Source organism: Rudaea sp. (assembly GCF_047601565.1).
In the GTDB taxonomy this organism is placed as follows: domain Bacteria; phylum Pseudomonadota; class Gammaproteobacteria; order Xanthomonadales; family Rhodanobacteraceae; genus Rudaea.
In genome coordinates this window covers 3,296,201-3,315,527 of record NZ_JASGIY010000001.1, presented here as the reverse complement: position 1 = coordinate 3,315,527, position 19,327 = coordinate 3,296,201, and the positions used below count along the sequence as shown (strand labels likewise).

Genomic DNA, 19,327 nt, shown 5'->3' with positions numbered 1-19,327 from the left:
TCGAGTCAGAATCTATAACTAATATTTATATTGTATTTGCGTATGGTACGCTTGTGTACGAAATTCACGAAAGATTCCACCCGATGAATTCGCCGGCGCGCGCACCGCGGCATGGCGAGGGAGGCGGACCATGTCGTATCTTCAACCACGATCGCAATTGCGCACGCATGCGGTGGAGAACCAGCCGCCGCCGCTCGATCACGTCAACGCCTACGAGAGCGACACGGCGCTCAAGGAGGCCGTCGCACGCGAGGGCGGCGCCTGGGCGAACGAGAACCTGAGCGCCCTCGGCGGCAAGGTGTTCGATCCGGAATGGATGGAGAAGGCGAATCTCGCCAACCGCATCGTGCCCGAGTTGCGTCGCTTCGACCGGTTCGGCCAGCGCGTCGATACGGTCGAGTTCCATCCCGCTTGGCACGACATCATTGGGCTGGCCTTCGAGCATGAGGTGCACGCGCTGCCGTGGCGCGCCAGACGCGGCGGCTCGCATGTCGCGCGCGGCGCGGCCGAGATGCTGTTCTCCCAACTGGAATGCGGCGTTCTGTGCCCGGTCGACATCACGTACGGCATCGTGCCCATGCTGCGCAGGCAGCCGGAGCTGTCGCAGGCGTGGGAGCCGATCATGGTCTCCAAGCATTACGATCCCCGCCCCATCCCCAGCCAGGACAAGAAGGGGATCACGATCGCCTTCACCTCCACCGAAAAGCAGGGCGGCTCCGACATCCGCCGCAACTCCACGACAGCCGCGCCGGCCGGCCAGAGCGGCCCGGGGCGCGAGTATCTGTTGACGGGGCACAAATGGTTCTGCTCGGCCGCCGGCGCGGACATCCTGTTCGTCGTCGCGCAGACAGAAAAAGGGCCCGGCTGCTTCCTCGTGCCGCGCTGGCTGCCGGACGGCATGCGCAATCCGATTTCGCTCGAACGCCTCAAGGACAAACTCGGCAACAAGTCGAACGCATCCGCGGAAATCGAGTTCGAGGGCACGCACGGCTGGCTCGTCGGCGAGGAAGGACGCGGCATTCCGACGGTGATGGAGTTCATGCTGCACACGCGCCTGGGCTGCGCGCTCATCCCGGCCGGCCTGATGCGTCTGTCGCTGACCCAGGCGATCCACCACTGCCGGCACCGCATGGCCTTCCAGAAACGGCTCGTCGACCACGCGCTGATGGCCAACGTGCTCGCCGACCTCGCGATCGAATCGGAAGCCGCGACGACGTCGATGATGCGCATCGCGCGCGCGTTCGATTCGGCGGCAAGCGACGAGCGCGAGCGCGCGTTCGCACGGATCGCCGTCGCCGTGGCGAAATACTGGATCAACAAGCGCGTGGTTCCGTTCGTGCACGAAAGCCTGGAGACGCTCGGCGGCCCCGGCTACATCGAGGAATCGGTCATGCCGCGCGTGTACCGCGAGTCGCCCATCCACGGCATCTGGGAAGGGCCCGGCAACGTCATCAGCCTCGACATCCTGCGCGCGTTCCGCAAGGAACCGCTTTCCGGCGAAGTCTTCTTCGCCGAACTGGAAGGCGTGCGCGGCGAGGATGCCCGGCTCGACGCCACGATCGACGAATGCCGCGCGCTGGTGCACGACGAGCACATGCCCGAGATCCGGGCGCGTTATCTCGCCGAACGCATGGCGCTTGCGCTGCAGGCGGCCGGCCTGATCCGCCATGCGCCGAACTTCGTCGCGGACGCATTCTGCATGACCCGTCTCGGCGACCGTGGCGGGCGCGCGTTCGGTACGCTTCCGGCGTGCGTCGACATGCGTTCGATCATCGATCGCGCGTATCCGGGTTAGTCTCCCGCGATCCGCGCCTCGATCCACACCACCAGATCGTCGAGCACGCGCTTTCGGTCGACCGGCAGTTCGTTGAATATCTCGTGATACAAGCCTTTGTACTCGAGCAGCTTCTTGTCGGTGGACGAAACGCCGGCATGCACCATCCGGCTTCCGGAAATCCCGGCAAGCCTGTCGTCCGTCCCGTGCATCAGCAAAATCGGCAGGTCGAGACTCGCCAGCCGCTTCGGCAAGCGTTCGGCGGAGGTGACGAGTTCGCCGACGGTGCGGACGGGAAGACGGCCGTGCCAGTTCAGCGGATCGGCGACGTAGTCGCTGACGACATCGCGGTCGCGCGAAATCCATTGCGCATTCACGGCGACCGCACCGAGGTTCGGAGCCACGAGCGAGAGCAATTTGCTGCTCTGGCGCACGATCCAGGGCGCGCCGTCCAATGCCACGGCGGGCGCGGACAGCGCGAGCCCCGACAGCTTGTCGCCGTGTTCCAGCGCATAGTTCAGCGACAGGGCGCCGCCCATGCTGTGCCCGAGCATGTACAGCGGGCGACCAGGGCTTTCTGCGCGGACACGCTCGACGAGGCGGTCGATGTCCTCCACGGCGTTCGCGAAGCGGTCCACGACCGCCCGCCGCCCTTGCGAACGGCCGTGGCCGCGCAGGTCGATCGCATGAACCGAGCACCCCGCGGCGACCAATCGCCGGGCCACGTGCGCATAGCGCCCGCTGTGCTCGCCCACGCCATGCACGATCACGACCGATGCGCGGCTGTCGTCGGCGCGCCAAGACCGGGAGAAAAGCCGGATGCCGCCCGATCCGGCCAGTTCGCTTTCTTCGTTCTTCATCGGCAGCGTCTTCCTGTCGGGTTATGGTGATCCATCGACGCGTCGGGTCACGGCGAGAATCGTTTCCGCCACCAGGGCCGGATCGTCGTACATTGGCACATGCCCCACGCCGGGCATCCTGACGAGTTCGGCTCCGTCGATGCGCTCGACGAACGGGCGGCCGTAGCGCTCGAACGGAATCACGCGGTCCCGCTCCGCCCACGCGATTCGAATGGGGGTTCCTGCGATGCGCAGCGGCTGCACCGGGCCGTCGCGCCCGAACGTGCGCAACAGTCCGGGCAGCACGACCGTGTTGGACATCGCCGCAAGCATCGATTCGAGGACGCTCGCAGGAACCCGCTCGCCGTGCTCCATGATCTGCCCGAGCAGCGCCCTGCGCGTTCGCTCGAAGCGGAAAAACGGGCGCAGCGCAAAGCGAACGCCATCGACCGTGGAATAGGCCAGGCGGAACGGTCTCGCCACCGCAAGATAATCGCCGGGCGTGCGCCAACCGCCGGCCGGCGAAAGCGCGACGACCGAGCGTGCGAATCCGCGCCTCGCCACTTCGATCGACAGCCATCCGCCCAGCGAGTTGCCCACGATGTGGGCCCGGTCGATGCCCTGCGCGCGCAGCATGTCCGCCAACTGGTCGGCGATGGCCGCAAGCGTAGCGTCGCCCGGGCCGCGGAAAGCCGGGCCGCCATGATGGCCCGGCAAGGTGACGGCGACGACCCGGTGATGCCGCTCCAGCAGAGGCAGCACGGGGCGCCGAATCTCCCAGCTCCCGGTGAGTCCGTGCAGCAGCACCAACGTGGAGCCGTGTCCCCCGACATGACTCGCCGCTGGACATGTCTGCGCATCGTGGCGCGAACCGTTCATGGCCTGCGCATCCAGCATGGATCAGAAGAACCAGTATGTGTACGCCACGCCGAACGTCCTCGGCATCCCCACGACTTTCGTGATCGTGTCGCCGATGCGCAACTGGTTTATCCAGTAGTACTTGTCGGTGGCATTGTGCGCCCAGAACGCCAGGCGCCAGCGGCTGTCCGCAGCTTCGATGCCTGCGCGCAGGTCGAGCAGCGTGAACGCATCGATGGCGAACTGCGGGTGCTCGCCGAAGCCGTTGAACGCGCTGCCCTGATGATTGACGTTGGCACCGACGAAGGCGTTGAGCCCGTGGCCCAGCGACCAGTCGTATTGCGCATCGGCATTCCACTGGACCTTCGGTGTGTTCGGCAGCGATTCGCCGCGGAAATTGAGCAGCGCGCCGAAATCGTCATAGGAGATGAAATCGTCGTCGATGCGGGAACGAAGGTAGATCGCATTCACGCCGAACTTCCAGCCCTCGATGGGCCGCCACTCGGCTTGGAACTCCACGCCGTCTTCCGTCGACCTCGGAACATTGATCAACGACGGCAACACGCCGAAGGGGAAACCGGTATCGCTGCTTCCGCGCACCTGCTTGTCCTGATAGTCGTAATGGAAATAGGCGCCGTCGAACTGGAGCCTTTGTTCCGGCAACAACGTCTTGAAGCCGATTTCGGTCGCGAGCAGCGACTCCTGAACCACCGGCTGGTATTGGTACGGCGAGAACGCCGACAGGTCGGGAAAGCTCCCGCCCTTGTAGCCCCGGCTCAACGTGGCATAGACGAGCGTGTCCGTACGCGGTTTCCAGTCGAGGCTCGCGCGCCACGAATTGTTGCTCTGGTCGAGCTTCTGGGCGATGAATTTCGGCTGCGGCGTCATCACGGTGCCGACCTGGACGCCGGTGATGCAGCCACCGGGCTGGATGTTCGATCCGAACAGGCCGTTGATCGCGCCGGCGACGATGCCGTCGCCGGGGTCGGTGGTGCATCCGCTGAAATCGTCGGTGGAAATCGTGTGCCGCGCGGAAACGTGGCCCGCGATGCTGTCGGTGAACGACCAGTCGAAGGCGGCGAACGCGGACTTGTTCTCGAACTCCTGGTCGCTGACGTTGCGTGCCGTCGAAAAGTGCAGCGGCAACGCGAACTCGGGCGGCGCGCCGGCGGCAAGCGCCGCGACCGTCAACGCATAGCTGTTGCTGTTCTGCCCGAGCCGGATCAGGTCGACCTGGTCTACCGTGCTGTCGTCGTAGTTCAGTCCCGCCATCCATTTGGCCTTGCCGCCGAAGGCATTTCCCGACAGTCTCAATTCGTGGAAGGTCGAACTGATGTCACCGTTCGATTCGCCTTCGCTGTTCTCGATCGCCATGCCGTCCGGATCGGCGTACATGGAACGGTTGAACTTGGCATGGGAAAAGATGTAGGTCAGTACCGTGTCCTGACTGAGGTCGAAATCGACATGCACGGATTCCTGATTCTGATGACTGTTGTTTCGCGGCCTTCTCGGCCCCCAGTCGGCAACGCGGGGATCCGAACTCAGCGGCGTTTGCGTGATCACGTTCTGTTCGCTGGCGGGCAGGATTCCGAACTGGACTGCCGGCAGGAACTGATAGTAGTAGCCCGAATACTGCAGCGCCTGGGGGTCGGAACGATCCCGACCGCCGGAAACGTTGAAGGAAACCTTCAGCGATTCCGTCGGCTTCCAGTCGAGCAGCAATCGCCCGTCGGCGACGTCCTTGCGCCCCAGTTCGTCGCCCGTCGTTGGGCTCTTCTGCCAAGGTCCGCTCTCGTCGACGTTGAACGAAAAACGCGCGCCGAAGGTTTGCGACAGCGGACCGCCGATGTGGCCTTCCACAGTCCGGTCCGAAAAGTTGCCGAACCCCGCCGTCACCGACGCGTCGAACGCATCGGTCGGCTTCGCTGCGATGTAGTTCACCGCGCCGCCGGTGGCGTTCTGACCGAACAGCGTTCCTTGCGGGCCCTTGAGCACCTCGACGCGCTGCAGGTCGAGCGCCGCGCCGCGGGTCATGATCGGGAAAGGAATCGGCACCTCGTCCACGTAAATGGGCACGTTCGCGAGAGCGCCGAGGCTGGTTTCGTTGAAGCCGATGCCGCGGATCGAATACACGGGCGTGCCGTTGTTGCCTTCGGAATAGCGGAACCCGGAAACCACCTTCGTCAGATCGGCGGGCTTTTCGATGCCCCTGTCGCTCAGGTCGTCGCCACTGAGTGCGGTGATCGACATCGGCACGGCATTGATCGATTCGCTGCGCTTTTCCGCCGTGACGACAATGCTCGACATGACCTGCTCCTTCTTCGCAGGCGCGGGGGTCTCGTCGTCGGCAAGCACATGCTCGCTCGCAAGAGCGGCGCACGCCAACGCGCACTGCAGATACAGCACTTTCCTGGAAAGCGATTTCATTGTGCACCCTCCCGTTTTGGTGTATTTGTAAACTCGTCGAGACAACTTCCCACGAGCGGCAAGCACACCGAAGTCGCGGGACCGTTGCCGCGTATGTTGCTCACCGGGCACTCTTTTCATTTGTCTTTCGACGACATAGTTTTTTCATTTCACGACACACCTTGCGAGGCGTGATGGCATGTCCGCGTCGATCAGAGCTTCTTCGCTGTATGGGTTCGAAGACCTGGTGAGGTCGCTCGGCGGCGACCCCGATCTTCTGCTGCGCATGGCCGGAATCCGGCGCGGCGTGCTCGACGACGAGACCAACGTCTACCCGCTGCGCGCGTTCATCGCCCTGCTCGAACACGCGGCACGCGAACTGAAGTGCGCCGACTTCGGCATGCGTCTGGCATCGGTCCACGGCGGCCGGCATCTCGGCGCCTTGGGGATCATGGGCATGCATTCGTCGACGGTCGGCGATGCGCTCCACGAAATCCTCAGCCATCTCGACTACCACTGCCCGGCGGTCGTGTGCCGTCTCGACACCGGCTCGTATCCCGGCAAGACCGTCCTCACCTGGGACTTCGCGCTCGGCGGTGTGCGCGAACGCACGCAGATCGACGAGAGCGCGGTGGCCAACACCTATCAGGAGTTGCGCATTCTCACCCAAGGCATGTTCGCGCCGGTCATGGTTCTGTTCCGGCACGCGCCGACCAAGCCGATCGCCGTCTACGAAAACTATTTCCACGCGCCGGTATTCTTCGGGCAGCAAATCAACGGCGTCGCCATGTATTCGACGCTGCTGACGAGAAAACTGGCCAAGGCGGATCCGCTGCTGCACAAGCTCGCGACCGCCTACGTCGGCGAAGGCGCGGGGCTGCAGAAGATGAACGTCGGCGAGCAGGTCGAGCACATGGTCAAGCGCCTGCTGCCGACGATGCGCTGCAGGCTGGCGGACGTTGCGCCCAGGTTGTGCATGCACGAGCGCACGCTGCAGAGAAAGCTCAAGGAATCGGAGCTCGTGTTCGAGGACATCTTGGACAAGGCGCGTCGATCGCGCGCGCGCGAATTGCTGGGCGATTCCGCGCTGTCGATGGCGCACATCGCCGCGGAACTCGGCTACGCCGAACAGGCGTCGTTCAATCGCGCCTGCGCGCGATGGTTCCGCGCGACGCCGACGCGGACGCAACACAAGCTGCGCAGCGCGGCGCGAAAGCCGAAACGCCGTGCGACGGCGACAAGCGCACGGCGCAAAAAAACCTGAAGCGCCGCCCGATCGGTGGAGAAGGGCTGTCGATGCGGGCAGGCGCGCCGCATCGCGATCCCGTCTCAGCCGTAGCGGCTCACGTAACCGCGGGCAAATTCGAGATAGTTGCGGTTCCAGCAGAATTCGCACCAGCCCGTGCCCGGCTCGCCGTCGATGGTCAGGGCCAGGCCGGCCTCGTTGAGGTAGATCATCGGATCGAACTCGAGTTGCACGGTACCCAGCGCCTTGCCGTCAACGACTGCGCTGCGACCGTCGGTATCCGTGACCTTGGCCTTGATCCACGTCTGCATCATCGTGTCGTCGTAGCCGAAGTCGTACTCGACGCCGGCGAGGTGGCGCATGACGCCGTCGCGGAACAGGAAGCCGCGCAACTGGCAGCGGCCGAACGACAGCATCTCGAAGAAGTGGATCGAGCAGCGCTCGCTGGTCGCGTGGAACCATTTGTAGTGCTGGTTCAGGCCCCACACGCGCGGTCCCCACGAGTGGTCGCGGATCAGATAGCCGGACACCTTCTGGCGCCGGCCGTCGATCGCAAGCTCGGCGCTGACGCGCCCGTGCTGCTCGGTGCGGTCGTCGCCGTAGTACGGCGGATTGCCGAGCGGGTGCGAACTGAACGCATACGGCGGATGCAGCGCCTCGTAGAGGCCGTCGAACCGGATGCGCTCCCCGTTCCACGCCAGCCGCACCTTCTTGTGCGGCTCGATCACCTGCATGTGCAGCGGGCCGGTGCGCCAGTCGTCAAAGCCCATCGTGTCCGGCACGTACTGTTCGACTTCCTCGTGGACCGGTTCCTTCAGCGCCGGGCCGAATAGCGAGGCGCGGCCCTTGGCGTGTCCGTTCGCGCGCACCGTCGGATAGATGAACCCGGTGACGCCCTGCTCCGGGAACACCAGCATGTGCGCCAGCGATTCGCGGCCTTCGGGCTTGAGCTTGTGCCGGTACGCGTGTTCCGCGGGAAAGTCAGCGAAGGATCGGGTGATCGTGGGCATGGATTCGATTCTCCGGATTGCTGGCGTGAGTCAGTGGATCGGCGCGCTCACGCGCCCCTGAACACCGGCTTGCGCCGCTCGGCCATCGCCGTGACGCCCTCTCTCGCATCGGCGCTTCCGCAGACCCGCGCCATGGTCAGCGCCTCGTCCTCGAGTTGCACTTCGGGAGGCGTCGTCGCGCTGTTGCGCACGAGCCGCTTGATCTGCGCGTAGGCCAAGGTCGGGCCGGCCGCCAGTCGCTTGACCGTGGCCAGCGTCGTTTCCGCAAGCTGCTCGTCCGCGACGACGACGTCGACCAGGCCGGAGGCCTTGGCCTCCTCGACGCCGAGCATTTCGGCGAGCAGCAGGAAGCGCCGCGCGCGCGCCTGGCCCATGCGCGCGGTCAGCGTCACCGACGAGCCCGTGTCGCAACTGAAGCCGAGCTGCGTGAAGGCCGAACCGAATTTCGCGGACTGCGCGGCAACGACCACGTCGCCGCCCGCCAGCAGCGCGACGGCCCCGCCCATTGCGAAGCCCTGCACTTCGGCGACGACGGGAACATCGAGGCGCCAGAAACGCGACAGTCCGGTATGCAGGTCGGCCGTCCATTCGCGCACCAGCTCCGGAAACGTGTCGAGGACGGTCAGGAACTTCTTCACGTCGCCGCCGAAGCTGAAGTTCTTGCCTTCCGCGCGCAGGTGGACGACGCGCAGGCCCTGCGCATTCCACAGATCGAGCGCGAGCTGGCGGAATTCCCTGCAGAACGCGCCGTCGATCGGATTGCCGCGTTCGGGCTGCGACAGCGTCACGGTGGCGACGCCGCCTTCGATGTGCAGCCGGATGGCCGGGTTCGTCTCGCTCATTGAAGTCACCTCTCGTGGTTCGTGGAATGTCGGCTGCGCAGCATCGCGCGCGACGTGATGCTCATGACGATTTCGCCATGCTGGTTCAGCGTGTCATAGCGCAATTTCAGAATTCCGCGATCGGGCTTGCTGTTCGAGCGGCGCGTTTCGAGGACGCGCAGGCTGACGCGCAGGCGGTCGCCCGGACGCACCGGGCGCACCCAGCGCAGCTCGTCGACGCCGGGCGAACCCATCGCCGACGCGGGCGCAATGAACTCGTCGACGAACATCCGCATGACCACGGCCGCGGTGTGCCATCCGCTCGCGCACAGGCCGCCGAAGCTCGAATCGAGCGCGGCGACGGGATCGGTGTGGAACGGCTGCGGATCGTACTTGCGCGCGAATTCGACGATCTCGGTTTCGTCCACCACGCGATCGCCGAACTCGAAGACTTCGCCCACGGCGAAATCCTCGAAGAACCGTTCGCGCGGCGGCAAATGGTTGGGGAGTCCGGCGGATGCAGCCACGACGTTCATTGACCGCCGAGCAGCTTCGGCGTCACCGCACGATGGAAGCCCTGGAACGGCTTGCTGCGATCGTGCGCCTTGAGCTTCCACGTGCCGCGCGCGTTCGGCGTGCCGCCGTCGACGCGCACGCAGGTGCCGGTGATGTAGCTCGCGCCCGGCGAAAGCAGGAACACGACCGCCGCGGAAAGCTCCGACTCGGTGCCGTAGCGGTGCAGCGGAACGGTCGGCGGATACTCGAGGATCTTCGCCTGCGCTTCGGGCGTGTAGGTGTCGAAGCCGCTGGAAGCGATGCCGCCCGGCGCGACAGTATTCACGCGCACGCCGGATTCGGCCCACTCGCAGGCAGCCGTCTCGCTCAGCGTGAACATGCCGCCGCGCGCCGCGCCGGAGTGCGCGTAGTCGGGCCAGCCGTGCCAGATGTCGGCGATGATGTTGACGATCGCGCCGCCGTGTGCCTTCATCCAGCGCAGGTAGGTTTCGCGCATCATGATGAAGCCTCCGGTCAGGTTGTTGCGCACAACCGCCTCGAAGCCCTTGGTCGAGATCGTCTCCATCGCCGTGCGGTATTGGCCGCCCGCGTTGTTGACGAGGCCATCGATGCGGCCATGCTGCGCGAGCACGGCGTCGATGGCGGCGGTCACCTGCGCCTCCTCGCGGATGTCGACGATGTGCGTGGACACCTTGCCGCCGTCCTCCTCGATTTCGGCGCGCACCGCGTCGAGCTTCTCGGCCTTGCGCCCGGCGATCGCGACGGTGGCGCCGAGCGCGGCAAGTTCGTGCGCCGTGCAACGGCCGATGCCGCTGCCGCCGCCCGTGACGAGGACGACCTGATCCTTGAAAAGTCCCGCAGCGTAGATCGACTGGTATGGCATGGGATGACGCCTTCGTTGCCTAGAGATATTGGACGGCGGCGCGGCCGACGCGCTCGCGCGCAATGATGAGCTTCATGATGCCGGCGGTGCCGTCGCCAATTTCCAGGCCCATGACGTCGCGCAGACGCTGCTGGTGCGGCAGGTCCTTGGTCCAGCCGTAGTGGCCGAACGTGAGCAGGCATTGGTGGATCACGTCGAACGCCGTCTTCGGCCCCATCCATTTCAGCATCGCCGATTCGGCCGTGTGCGGCAGGTTCGCATCGCGCAGGGAAAGCGTGTGGAACGCGAGCTGGCGGATCGCGGCGATATGCGACTCGCCCTCGGCGAGCGGAAACGTCACCCCCTGGAACTGCGCGATCGGGCGGCCGAACGCTTCGCGTTCCTTTGTATACGACCACGCTTCGTCGAGCGAGGCCTGCGCCGCGCCGACGCATTGCAGCGCGATCAGCGCGCGGCTGTAGTCGAAGCCCTGCATGACTTGCGTGAAGCCCTTGCCGTCGTCGCCGAGGCGATGGCTCGCGGGCACGCGCACACCGTCGAAGAACACCGAGCCGCGTCCGGCGATGCGGCTGCCGACGTCGTCGAACGCGGTGCGCCGGATGCCGGGAAAACTCGCCGGGATGAAGAAGGCCGTCACGCCCTTCGCCGACGAATCGGGCGCGCCAGTGCGCGCGAACACGATGTAGGCATCGGCGCGGTCGGCGAAGGTGATCGAGGTCTTCTCGCCGTCGATGACGTAGTCGCTGCCGTCGCGGCGCGCGCGCAGCTGCAAATTGGCCGCATCGGAACCGCCACGCGGTTCGGTCAGGCAAATCGCGACCAGTGCCTCGCCCTTGACCATGCGCGGCACCCACGCATCGACGACCTCTTTTTGCGCGTTGCGCAGCAGGATCGCGGCGTTGAGCGACGTGCCGACCGGAACCAGGCTGATGTTGAAATCGCCGTAGGCGACTTCCTCGGCGATGATGCCGGTCGTCACCGAATCGAGCCCCATGCCGCCGACCGACTCGGGCAGCTCGACGCCGATCAGGCCGAGTTGGCCGATTTCCTTCAGCAGGTCGCGATCGAGCACGCCCGCCGCCTCGCGCTTCTGGTAGTGTGGCAACAGCCGCTCGCGGCAGAACCGCCGGGCGGTTTCCTGGATCGCCAGTTGTGTTTCGGAAAGCACCACGATCTGAACCCTCCCGTCCGACCGATTGGTTTTTTTGCGTGTGGCCGGCGAATTGTGAATCTAGTGTATCATACACTAGCGTACTATCAAGGTTCGGCCGACGCGCGTCGCGTCGTCCAGGGCTTGAAGACCAGACACGAAAACACCCGGGAGGGAACATGAGCCATGACATCTTCGTCGTCGGCGCGGCGCGCACGGCGATCGGCACGTTCGGCGGGGCACTGAAAGACGTGCCGATGGCGCAACTGGCGACCACGGCGCTGAAGGCCGCCATCCAGGGTGCGGGCATCGAAGCCGGCGCCGTCGAGCACGTGGTGATGGGCAACGTGATTCCGACCGAACCGCGCGACGCCTACGTGTCGCGCGTCGCGGCGATGGACTCCGGCATCCCCAGTTCCACGCCCGCGTTCAACGTCAACCGGCTGTGCGGCTCGGGCCTGCAAGCCATCGTTTCGGCGGCGCAGGCGCTCAAGCTCGGCGATGCGCAGGTCGCGATCGGCGCCGGAGTCGAATCGATGAGCCGCGGCCCGTACCTGTTGCCGGCGCTGCGCTGGGGCGCGCGCATGGGCAACGGCGAAACCCAGGACTACATGCTCGGCATCCTGCACGACCCGTTCCACAAGATCCACATGGGCATCACAGCCGAGAACGTCGCCGAACGGCACGGGATCACGCGCGCGATGCAGGACGAACTGGCTCTGGCCAGCCAGCGCCGCGCCGCGGCGGCCATCGCCGAAGGGCGCTTTGCCGCGCAGATCGTGCCGGTGGAAATCGCCAGCCGCAAAGGCACGGTCCAGTTCGCCACCGACGAACACGTGCGCGGCGACGTCGGCATCGAACAGCTCGCCGCGATGAAGCCGGCGTTCAAGAAGGACGGCACGGTCACGGCCGGCAACGCTTCGGGCATCAACGACGGCGCCGGCGCGGTGGTGCTCGCCACCGCCGAGGCGGTGCGCACGCACAACCTGAAACCGCTCGCGCGGCTGGTCGGCTACGCGCACGCGGGCGTCGATCCCGAAGTGATGGGCATCGGCCCGGTGCCCGCGACGAAGCTGGTCCTGCAACGCACCGGCCTCAAGGTCGCCGATCTCGACGTGATCGAATCCAACGAAGCCTTCGCCGCGCAGGCCTGCGCGGTGACGCGGGCGCTGGAGTTCGATCCGGCCAAGGTCAACCCGAACGGCTCGGGCATCTCGCTCGGGCATCCCGTCGGCGCCACCGGCGCCATCATCTCGATCAAGGCGATCTACGAACTGCACCGCACGCAGGGCCGCTACGCGCTGGCGACGATGTGCATCGGCGGCGGCCAGGGCATTGCGGCGATCTACGAGCGCGCCTGACGGCGGGGAGACACGAACATGCAAGACCTGCGCATCAACACGACGATCGCGAGTTTGATGGCGTGGTCGGGCGTCCTGCTCGTGATTTCCCTCATCGTCGCGCAAGGCCTGCTGATGGGCTTCATCCCACCGCCCTCGCCGGCGTTGCCGGCGGACGAGATCGCGCGCATCTTCATCGAACGCAAGCTGCCGATCCGATTCGGCACCCTGATCGAGTGCCTCGGTTTCACGTTCTACCTGACGTGGTCGATGTCGATCGTGTTCTTCATGCGCCGCATGGAACGCGGAATTCCCGTCCTCACCTGGACCTCGATCGCCAACAACGGTGGCGGTTACGTGCTATTCCTGCTGATGCCGATCACCTGGGCGGCGCTGGCGTTCCGGCCGGAAACGCTCTCGCCCGCCGCGATCCAGATCGTCAACGACTACGTGTGGTTCGTCTTCATCCTGAGCTGGCCGCCGTTCGCGGTGTTCATGATCTGCATCGCGCTCGCGGTGTTCGGCGACCACAATCCCGTGCCGGTGTTTCCGCGCTGGGTCGCCTTCTTCAATCTGTGGACGGCGGTGTTGATCGTGCCTGCCGGCCTGATCGAGTTCTTCAAGACCGGGCCGTTCGCCTACGACGGCCTGATCTCGTTCTGGTTCGTGTGGATCGTTTTCTTTGGCTGGATCATCGTGATGACGGCCGTGACCTTGAAAGCCTGCGCCGCCGAAAAGCGGGAACGACTCGCGGCATCGTGACGCCGGCAAACGCGGCAACGGAAACCGGCATGACGACGGCCACACCGGATTCGGTGCCGCGCCGCCCGGCGCACGTTCCGGGCGAGGCCGGCGTCTGGCTGTTCATCGCGGGCGACCTCACGCTGTTCTCGGTGCTGTTCGTCACGTTCCTGCACTACCGCGGCGCGGAACACGAGGTGTTCGCCGCCGGCCGCGCCCGGCTCGACCAGACGCTCGGCCTCCTCAACACGCTGCTGATGCTGACGAGTTCGTGGTGCGTGGCGAATGCAGTCCGGGCCGCGCGGCTGCGCATTGCCGACGCACCGCAAAGACTCTTTCGCATAGCGATCGCCTGCGGTGCGGTCTTCGGCGTCGTCAAGGGATTCGAGTACACGGCGAAAATCTCGGCCGGGATCACGCCGGAGACCAACGACTTCTTCATGCTGTACTTCGTGTACACGGGCATCCACATGCTACACGTCCTCATCGGCATGGGCGTGCTCGCCGCCATGTCTGGATACGTGCGCTCGCGCGGCATCGAAGCGGTGAACGTGCAGCACCTGGAAAGCGGCGCGACGTTCTGGCATCTCGTCGACCTGCTCTGGATCGTGCTGTTTGCCCTGCTCTATCTCGTCTGACGAACATGTCCGATCTGCTTCGTTCGCGCCTCACCAGTATCTGGTTTCTTCTCGTCGCGGCGACCATTGCATCGTGGGCGCTTGGCCATGGGTTCGGCATTCACGACCACCGTATCGTCGGCGTCATCGTCATCATCGTGGCGTTGGTCAAAGTGCGCTTTGTCCTGCTCGACTTCATGGAACTGCGCCATGCACCGAACTGGATGCGCATCGTCGCCGAAGCCTGGGCTGCCATGCTTGCGATCGCGCTCTCGATTTTGTCGCTCACCGAGTGATGAAAGGACTCAGCGCAAAGCGTAGACGTTGTAGGTGATTTCCTGCGCTCAGCGGCCGCTGAATTCCGGTTTCTTCTTGCCGACGACCGCCTGGATCGCGTTCCATGAATCCTCGGTGCGCGCGCAGTCGGCGATCGCGCGCGCTTCGAGTTCGAGTTGCGCTTCCAGCGGCGTGTCCGCGCTCGACAACAACAGCCGCTTGATCTCGCCGAAGGTGCGCGTCGGCCCCTGCGCGAGCCGCGCCGCCAGCGCCAGCGCCTCCGCTTCGAGTTGCGCGTCTTCGACCACGCGCGATACCAGTCCGTAGCGCTGCGCTTCGTCGGCGGTCCACGTTTCGTTGAGCAGCACGAAGTCCGCCGCCTTGCGCGTGCCGACGCGGCGCGGGAAATAGTACGCGCCGTTGGAATCGCTGACGAAGCCGATCGGCGTCGCAGTGGACGTTCCCATGAAACATCCGGACTGGGCGTCAGCGCCGACCTGGCTGGACCTTCATGCAGATGTTGCCTTTCTTGAATTGTGTTGCGTCGCGCAATTAGTATATGTGCATTACTATGCACTTTTTGAATATTTTGTGTCATCATTCGTCGGCAATTCGTCGTTGTATTGCGATACTTTTGCATTTCGCCCTGCATGAAACAACGATAAATCCTGCAATAAAGAAACGTTCTTGATTGAAACATTCAACCAAACCATGAGCGGAGGGCACAAACATGACAGACCCCATCAACACGACCATCTGGTTCACCGATCCTGCGGCGGTTGAGCACGCACAGGTCGGCGGCAAGGGTGCCAATCTTGGTCGCCTCACCAAAGCCGGTTTCGTGGTGCCGCCAGGCTTCGTCGTTGGCATCGCCGCGTATGCGGCGCACGTGGAAAACGGCCCGGGCCTGAAGGACAAGATCGCCGATATCCTCGAAGCGGTGAACTACCACGACGCCGCAGCGCTGGACGCCTCGGTCGCCGAGATCCGAAAGGCCATCACCGACGCGCCGATGCCCACGCAAGTTGCTGCGCAAATCGCGGCGGCTTACGAAAAGCTCGGCGACATCTACGTCGCGGTGCGCTCCTCGGGCACGGCAGAAGACCTGGCCGGTGCCTCGTTCGCCGGCCTGCACGACACCTACCTGGACATGCGCGGTCGCGCACAGGTGCTGGACGCGGTGAAGCGCTGCTGGGCGTCGATGTGGACTTCGCGCGCGGTGTTCTACCGGCAGACGCAGGGCTTCGATCATTTCGCCAGTTCCATCGCTGTGGTCGTGCAGACGATGGTGGAATCGGAAGTCTCCGGCGTGATGTTCACCGGCAACCCGATCAATACCGCGACCGATCAGGTCGTCATCACGCCGAGCTACGGTCTGGGTGAGGCCATCGTCTCGGGCATCGTCACGCCGGATGAGTTCATCGTCCGCCACGACGGTCTGAAGATCCTCAACCGCACCCTCGGCAGCAAGGCGGTGGAGATCATCCGCAACCAGAACACCGGCCACGGCGTGGTGCATCTGGACGTGGCCGAGGAGCGCCGCGAGCGCTTCTGCATGAGCGATGCGCAAGTGGCGGAACTGGCCGCGATCGGCCTGCGCATCCAGGACGCCTACGAAGGCTTCCCGCAGGACATCGAATGGGCCTACCAGGGCGGGCAGTTCTACGTGCTGCAGGCACGTCCGATCACCGGCGTCGAGTTCTCGTGGGATGCCGAAGTCACCAACAGCGTGCAGGGCAACAACGATGGCGTCAGCTACGAGACGATCTGGTCGCGCGTGTTCCCGGAAGAAATGTGGACCGGCGCGATTTCGCCGCTGATGTTCTCGTGGCGCTGCTGGGGCCTCAACCAGTGCCACAGCGTAGGCGTGCAGGTCGCCGGCTACCCGGAGCAGGACCATCTGGAACGGCGCTTGTGGACGTACCACAAGGGCGTCTCGTACTACAACGTCGAAGCGGACATCGTGCGCATCAAGGGTTCGATCCCGCCGCCGCTGCGGCCGGGCATGCTGCACAAGATCCCGAAGATGTACCACGAGGAAGTGCTGGCAGCGCCATTCGACTGGGGCCGCTACATGGAGTTCTTCGCGCGTACCGAACGCCTGCGCCCGGACATGGGCGTGAACTGGTGGAAGGCGATCCGCGACAACTTCATCAACAGCAAGGAATACCGCGAGTACACCCGCCCGCGCACGCGCGAGGAATTCGCCGCGATGACCGATGCCGAACTCAAGCAGCACCAGGCCGACGTGATCCGCGAGGAAATCGCCTCCTACGATCCGCCGTGGTATGGCCTGCTGTGGTACATGGGCGAATCCATCGGCTGGCTCGGCTGGATCTGCGCCAACTGGTACACCGGCGACCGTCCGACGATCTTCATGGACCTGATGACCGGCACGCGCAATCCCACCATCACCGGCGTCGAGAACCACGCCTCGTGGGAGCTGGCCAATTTCATCCACAAATCGCCGGAGCTGACCTCGCTGTTCCAGAAGTATCCCGACGCGCGTTTCTTCGACTACCTGGACCAGTGCGTCCAAGGCCCGGCGTTCCGCAAGCTGTACGCCGAGCACGTCGCCAAGCGCGGCCATCGCGGCCATCCGGACCGCGACATCTACTTCGACCGCCGCGCCGACGATGTCATGGTCGATTTCCGTGTGCTGCCGGGCCTGATGGGCACACCGGATCCGCTGATCCAGGAGGAGCGCATGCGCGTCAAGCTGGAGGAGTCGATCCAGCACGTCTATGACAACCTCGCCGCGCAGCCGGACTTTGGCATTTTCAAGGCCAAGCTTTTTCAGTTCCTGGTCGACTTCTCGCACAACAGCCTGGAATTCCGCGACAACGAACGCGAGGTGATGGACTGGTCCACCTACGACATCAAGCTCGGCTTCGAGGAAGTCGGCCGTCGCTGCGTCGAACGTGGTGGCCTGCGCGATTACAAGGAGTGCTACTTCCTGACCATGGAGGAACTCTATGCCGTGCTCACCGGCACCGAGAACAAGGCGCTGACCCGCGCCAAGATCGACGCACGCCGCAAGAACTTCGACCAGATCAACACCAAGAGCGTGCATCCGGCACCTTTCATCCAGTGCGGTCGCCCGGCGCCGATCGACCAGCCGGAAATCTCCGGCGACGGCGTGCTGCGCGGCAAAACCACCAGCGTCGGCAAGGTCACCCTCACCTTGACGTCGATCACCACATACTCCGACTACAAGCAGGATTTCAACCAGGATACCGACGGCGCGAATATCCAGGATTTCAGCTTGAGCAACGTGGGCTCCATCAAATCGACCAACCAGGAACTGCGCCTGTCGGGGAATGGTGACAGCCTCAAATGGATTCTGGGCATGAATTACACGAAGGATAAAGTAAAAGACGATACTTACTATTACTTTGCGGAAGCCTCCGTACACGGTGCATTGGGTATTTCCGACGCCCTCTCCACCGCGGACCAGGATGTCAAGACACAGGCCGTGTTCGGCAATGTCGCCTGGTCATTCCGGGACGACCTGACCCTGAACGCCGGTGTCCGCTACACGGAAGACAAACGCACGTATGCGGGTTGTACGGGCGATACCGGGGATGGCTCCATGGCCGCCGCTTTCGACGCTCTGTGGCTCGCGGTCTACGGTGTCGAAAACAACATCCAGCCCGGCGGATGCACCACAGGGACAGACGGCGTGGCGGGACTCGTCCACAGGAAACTGGACCAGAACAACACCAGTTGGCGTGTCGGTCTCGACTATAACGTCAGCGACAACCTGCTTGCCTACGCCAACGTAAGCAAAGGCTATAAATCAGGCAGCATTCCTGCGGTCAACTCCTCGACGTCCGCGCAAATCCAGCCGGTAACCCAGGAATCCGTCCTCGCGTATGAACTCGGCTTGAAGAGCATGCTGATGGAAGGCCGGATGCGCTTGAATGCAGCGACGTACTACTACGACTACACGGACAAACAGCTCCGCGGAAGGATCCTCGATGCCGTATTTGGTCCACTCGAAGCGCTGGTGAATATTCCGAAATCAAAAGTGTACGGTGCCGAGGCCGGAATCGATTTCATCCCCGTGAAGGGGCTGAACCTGTCGCTGAATGGGTCCTACACCAAGACCGAGGTAACACAAGATTTTTTCAACTACGATCCGTTGGGGAACCTGATCAATTTCAAGGGACTGGCCTTCCCCCATACGCCCAAGGTCGGCATTACCGCCAGCGCCAACTACGAACGCCCCATCAGCGACTCGCTTTTCGGCTTCGCGCATATCAGTGCACGCTACCAAAGCGCCACCACGGGCTTGTTCAACATCAAAAGCGTACTCGCCGCTACGGAAGTGTCGTCCGTTCTCCGGCCAGGCGTGATGATGGATCCGGATATCTTTGACGTCGATGCCTACACCACCGTCGACGTCCGCATCGGGATCAAACCAGCCGTCGGCAGTTGGGAAGCCGCACTCTGGGGCAGGAACATCTTCAACAAGTACTACTGGAACAACGCCACGCAGTCGCTGGACAATATCTACAGGTTGAGTTCAATGCCCCGCACCTTCGGCGTATCGTTCTCCTACAAATTCTGACGAGCATTGCCGTGTCAGCGCAACGTAAAAATCCCCCGGCAAAGCCGGGGGCGTTCGTACTGTAAGCTGCTCGAAGCGGTTGGCGGGGTGCCAAGGAAACCCCGAACAACTCCGTTCTTGCTCGTCATCCCGAATTGAGTTGTTCAGAGTTTCCCGCACCAAGGCGTGTTCGACCACGCCTTCCACGCCCTGACCGCGGCGCGCTGAAGCCGCCCACGAACCAGACACCCACGCCACATTCCACAACGAAGTCCTGCAAAGGTTGACGGCGGCGCTT

General features: G+C 64.1%; 16 protein-coding genes. 7 read left to right on the top strand and 9 right to left on the bottom strand.

The annotated features are described in order from the left end of the window. The first annotated feature begins 130 nt into the window (after positions 1–130). Complete coding sequence (locus QM741_RS14610; RefSeq protein WP_415208401.1) at positions 131–1,795, top strand: acyl-CoA dehydrogenase family protein; 1,665 nt, start codon at positions 131–133, stop codon at positions 1,793–1,795. Here QM741_RS14610 and QM741_RS14605 read toward each other — a convergent pair. Genes QM741_RS14605 through QM741_RS14595 form a run of 3 tightly spaced genes read right to left on the bottom strand, consistent with a single transcriptional unit; the run spans position 1,792 to position 5,898 of the window. Continuing rightward, a complete protein-coding gene (locus QM741_RS14605; RefSeq protein ID WP_415208400.1) occupies positions 1,792–2,634 on the bottom strand; it encodes a lysophospholipase in 843 nt (280 codons plus the stop codon). The genes QM741_RS14610 and QM741_RS14605 overlap by 4 nt on opposite strands. A gap of 21 nt (positions 2,635–2,655) precedes the next feature. Next, the gene (locus tag QM741_RS14600) at positions 2,656–3,510 is read right to left on the bottom strand and encodes an alpha/beta fold hydrolase (RefSeq protein WP_415208399.1); all 855 of its coding nucleotides are present in this window, start codon (positions 3,508–3,510) and stop codon (positions 2,656–2,658) included. A 3-nt stretch (positions 3,511–3,513) separates the two neighbouring features. Beyond that, positions 3,514–5,898, bottom strand: a complete 2,385-nt coding sequence (locus QM741_RS14595) for a TonB-dependent receptor (RefSeq protein WP_415208398.1) — start codon at positions 5,896–5,898, stop codon at positions 3,514–3,516. A 178-nt stretch (positions 5,899–6,076) separates the two neighbouring features. Between QM741_RS14595 and QM741_RS14590 the strand changes: the two genes are divergently transcribed. Then, complete coding sequence (locus tag QM741_RS14590) at positions 6,077–7,141, top strand: AraC family transcriptional regulator ligand-binding domain-containing protein (protein WP_415208397.1); 1,065 nt, start codon at positions 6,077–6,079, stop codon at positions 7,139–7,141. 65 nt (positions 7,142–7,206) lie between these two features. Here QM741_RS14590 and QM741_RS14585 read toward each other — a convergent pair whose 3' ends face one another. Genes QM741_RS14585 through QM741_RS14565 form a run of 5 tightly spaced genes read right to left on the bottom strand, consistent with a single transcriptional unit; the run spans position 7,207 to position 11,524 of the window. Then, on the bottom strand, positions 7,207–8,133 hold the full coding sequence (locus QM741_RS14585) for a hypothetical protein (RefSeq protein WP_415208396.1): 927 nt from the start codon (positions 8,131–8,133) through the stop codon (positions 7,207–7,209). Between the two features lie 47 nt (positions 8,134–8,180). Beyond that, entirely contained in the window at positions 8,181–8,975 is a 795-nt protein-coding gene (locus QM741_RS14580) for an enoyl-CoA hydratase/isomerase family protein (RefSeq protein WP_415208395.1), read from the bottom strand. A gap of 5 nt (positions 8,976–8,980) precedes the next feature. Further along, entirely contained in the window at positions 8,981–9,481 is a 501-nt protein-coding gene (locus QM741_RS14575; protein ID WP_415208394.1) for a MaoC family dehydratase, read from the bottom strand. Positions 9,482–9,486: 5 nt separating this feature from the next. Further along, positions 9,487–10,353, bottom strand: coding sequence for an SDR family oxidoreductase (locus QM741_RS14570; protein WP_415208393.1), 867 nt, complete (start codon positions 10,351–10,353; stop codon positions 9,487–9,489). A gap of 19 nt (positions 10,354–10,372) precedes the next feature. Beyond that, positions 10,373–11,524: an acyl-CoA dehydrogenase family protein gene (locus QM741_RS14565; protein ID WP_415208392.1), complete on the bottom strand. Its 1,152-nt coding sequence runs from the start codon at positions 11,522–11,524 to the stop codon at positions 10,373–10,375. A gap of 158 nt (positions 11,525–11,682) precedes the next feature. Between QM741_RS14565 and QM741_RS14560 the strand changes: the two genes are divergently transcribed. From QM741_RS14560 to QM741_RS14545, 4 genes are read left to right on the top strand one after another with little or no spacing between them, the layout of a single operon-like run. After that, positions 11,683–12,864: an acetyl-CoA C-acyltransferase family protein gene (locus tag QM741_RS14560; RefSeq protein ID WP_415208391.1), complete on the top strand. Its 1,182-nt coding sequence runs from the start codon at positions 11,683–11,685 to the stop codon at positions 12,862–12,864. An 18-nt stretch (positions 12,865–12,882) separates the two neighbouring features. After that, positions 12,883–13,605, top strand: coding sequence for a hypothetical protein (locus tag QM741_RS14555; RefSeq protein ID WP_415208390.1), 723 nt, complete (start codon positions 12,883–12,885; stop codon positions 13,603–13,605). 29 nt (positions 13,606–13,634) lie between these two features. Further along, positions 13,635–14,222 (top strand): cytochrome c oxidase subunit 3, encoded by a 588-nt coding sequence (locus tag QM741_RS14550; protein WP_415208389.1) that lies wholly within the window; start codon positions 13,635–13,637, stop codon positions 14,220–14,222. 5 nt (positions 14,223–14,227) lie between these two features. Next, positions 14,228–14,497: a cytochrome C oxidase subunit IV family protein gene (locus QM741_RS14545; protein WP_415208388.1), complete on the top strand. Its 270-nt coding sequence runs from the start codon at positions 14,228–14,230 to the stop codon at positions 14,495–14,497. 48 nt (positions 14,498–14,545) lie between these two features. Here the strand turns inward: QM741_RS14545 and QM741_RS14540 are convergent, their stop codons facing one another. Beyond that, entirely contained in the window at positions 14,546–14,944 is a 399-nt protein-coding gene (locus tag QM741_RS14540) for an enoyl-CoA hydratase/isomerase family protein (RefSeq protein WP_415208387.1), read from the bottom strand. Between the two features lie 263 nt (positions 14,945–15,207). Here QM741_RS14540 and QM741_RS14535 point away from each other — a divergent pair, with 263 nt between their 5' ends. Further along, a complete protein-coding gene (locus QM741_RS14535) occupies positions 15,208–19,050 on the top strand; it encodes a TonB-dependent receptor domain-containing protein (RefSeq protein ID WP_415208386.1) in 3,843 nt (1,280 codons plus the stop codon). Positions 19,051–19,327: the final 277 nt, after the last annotated feature.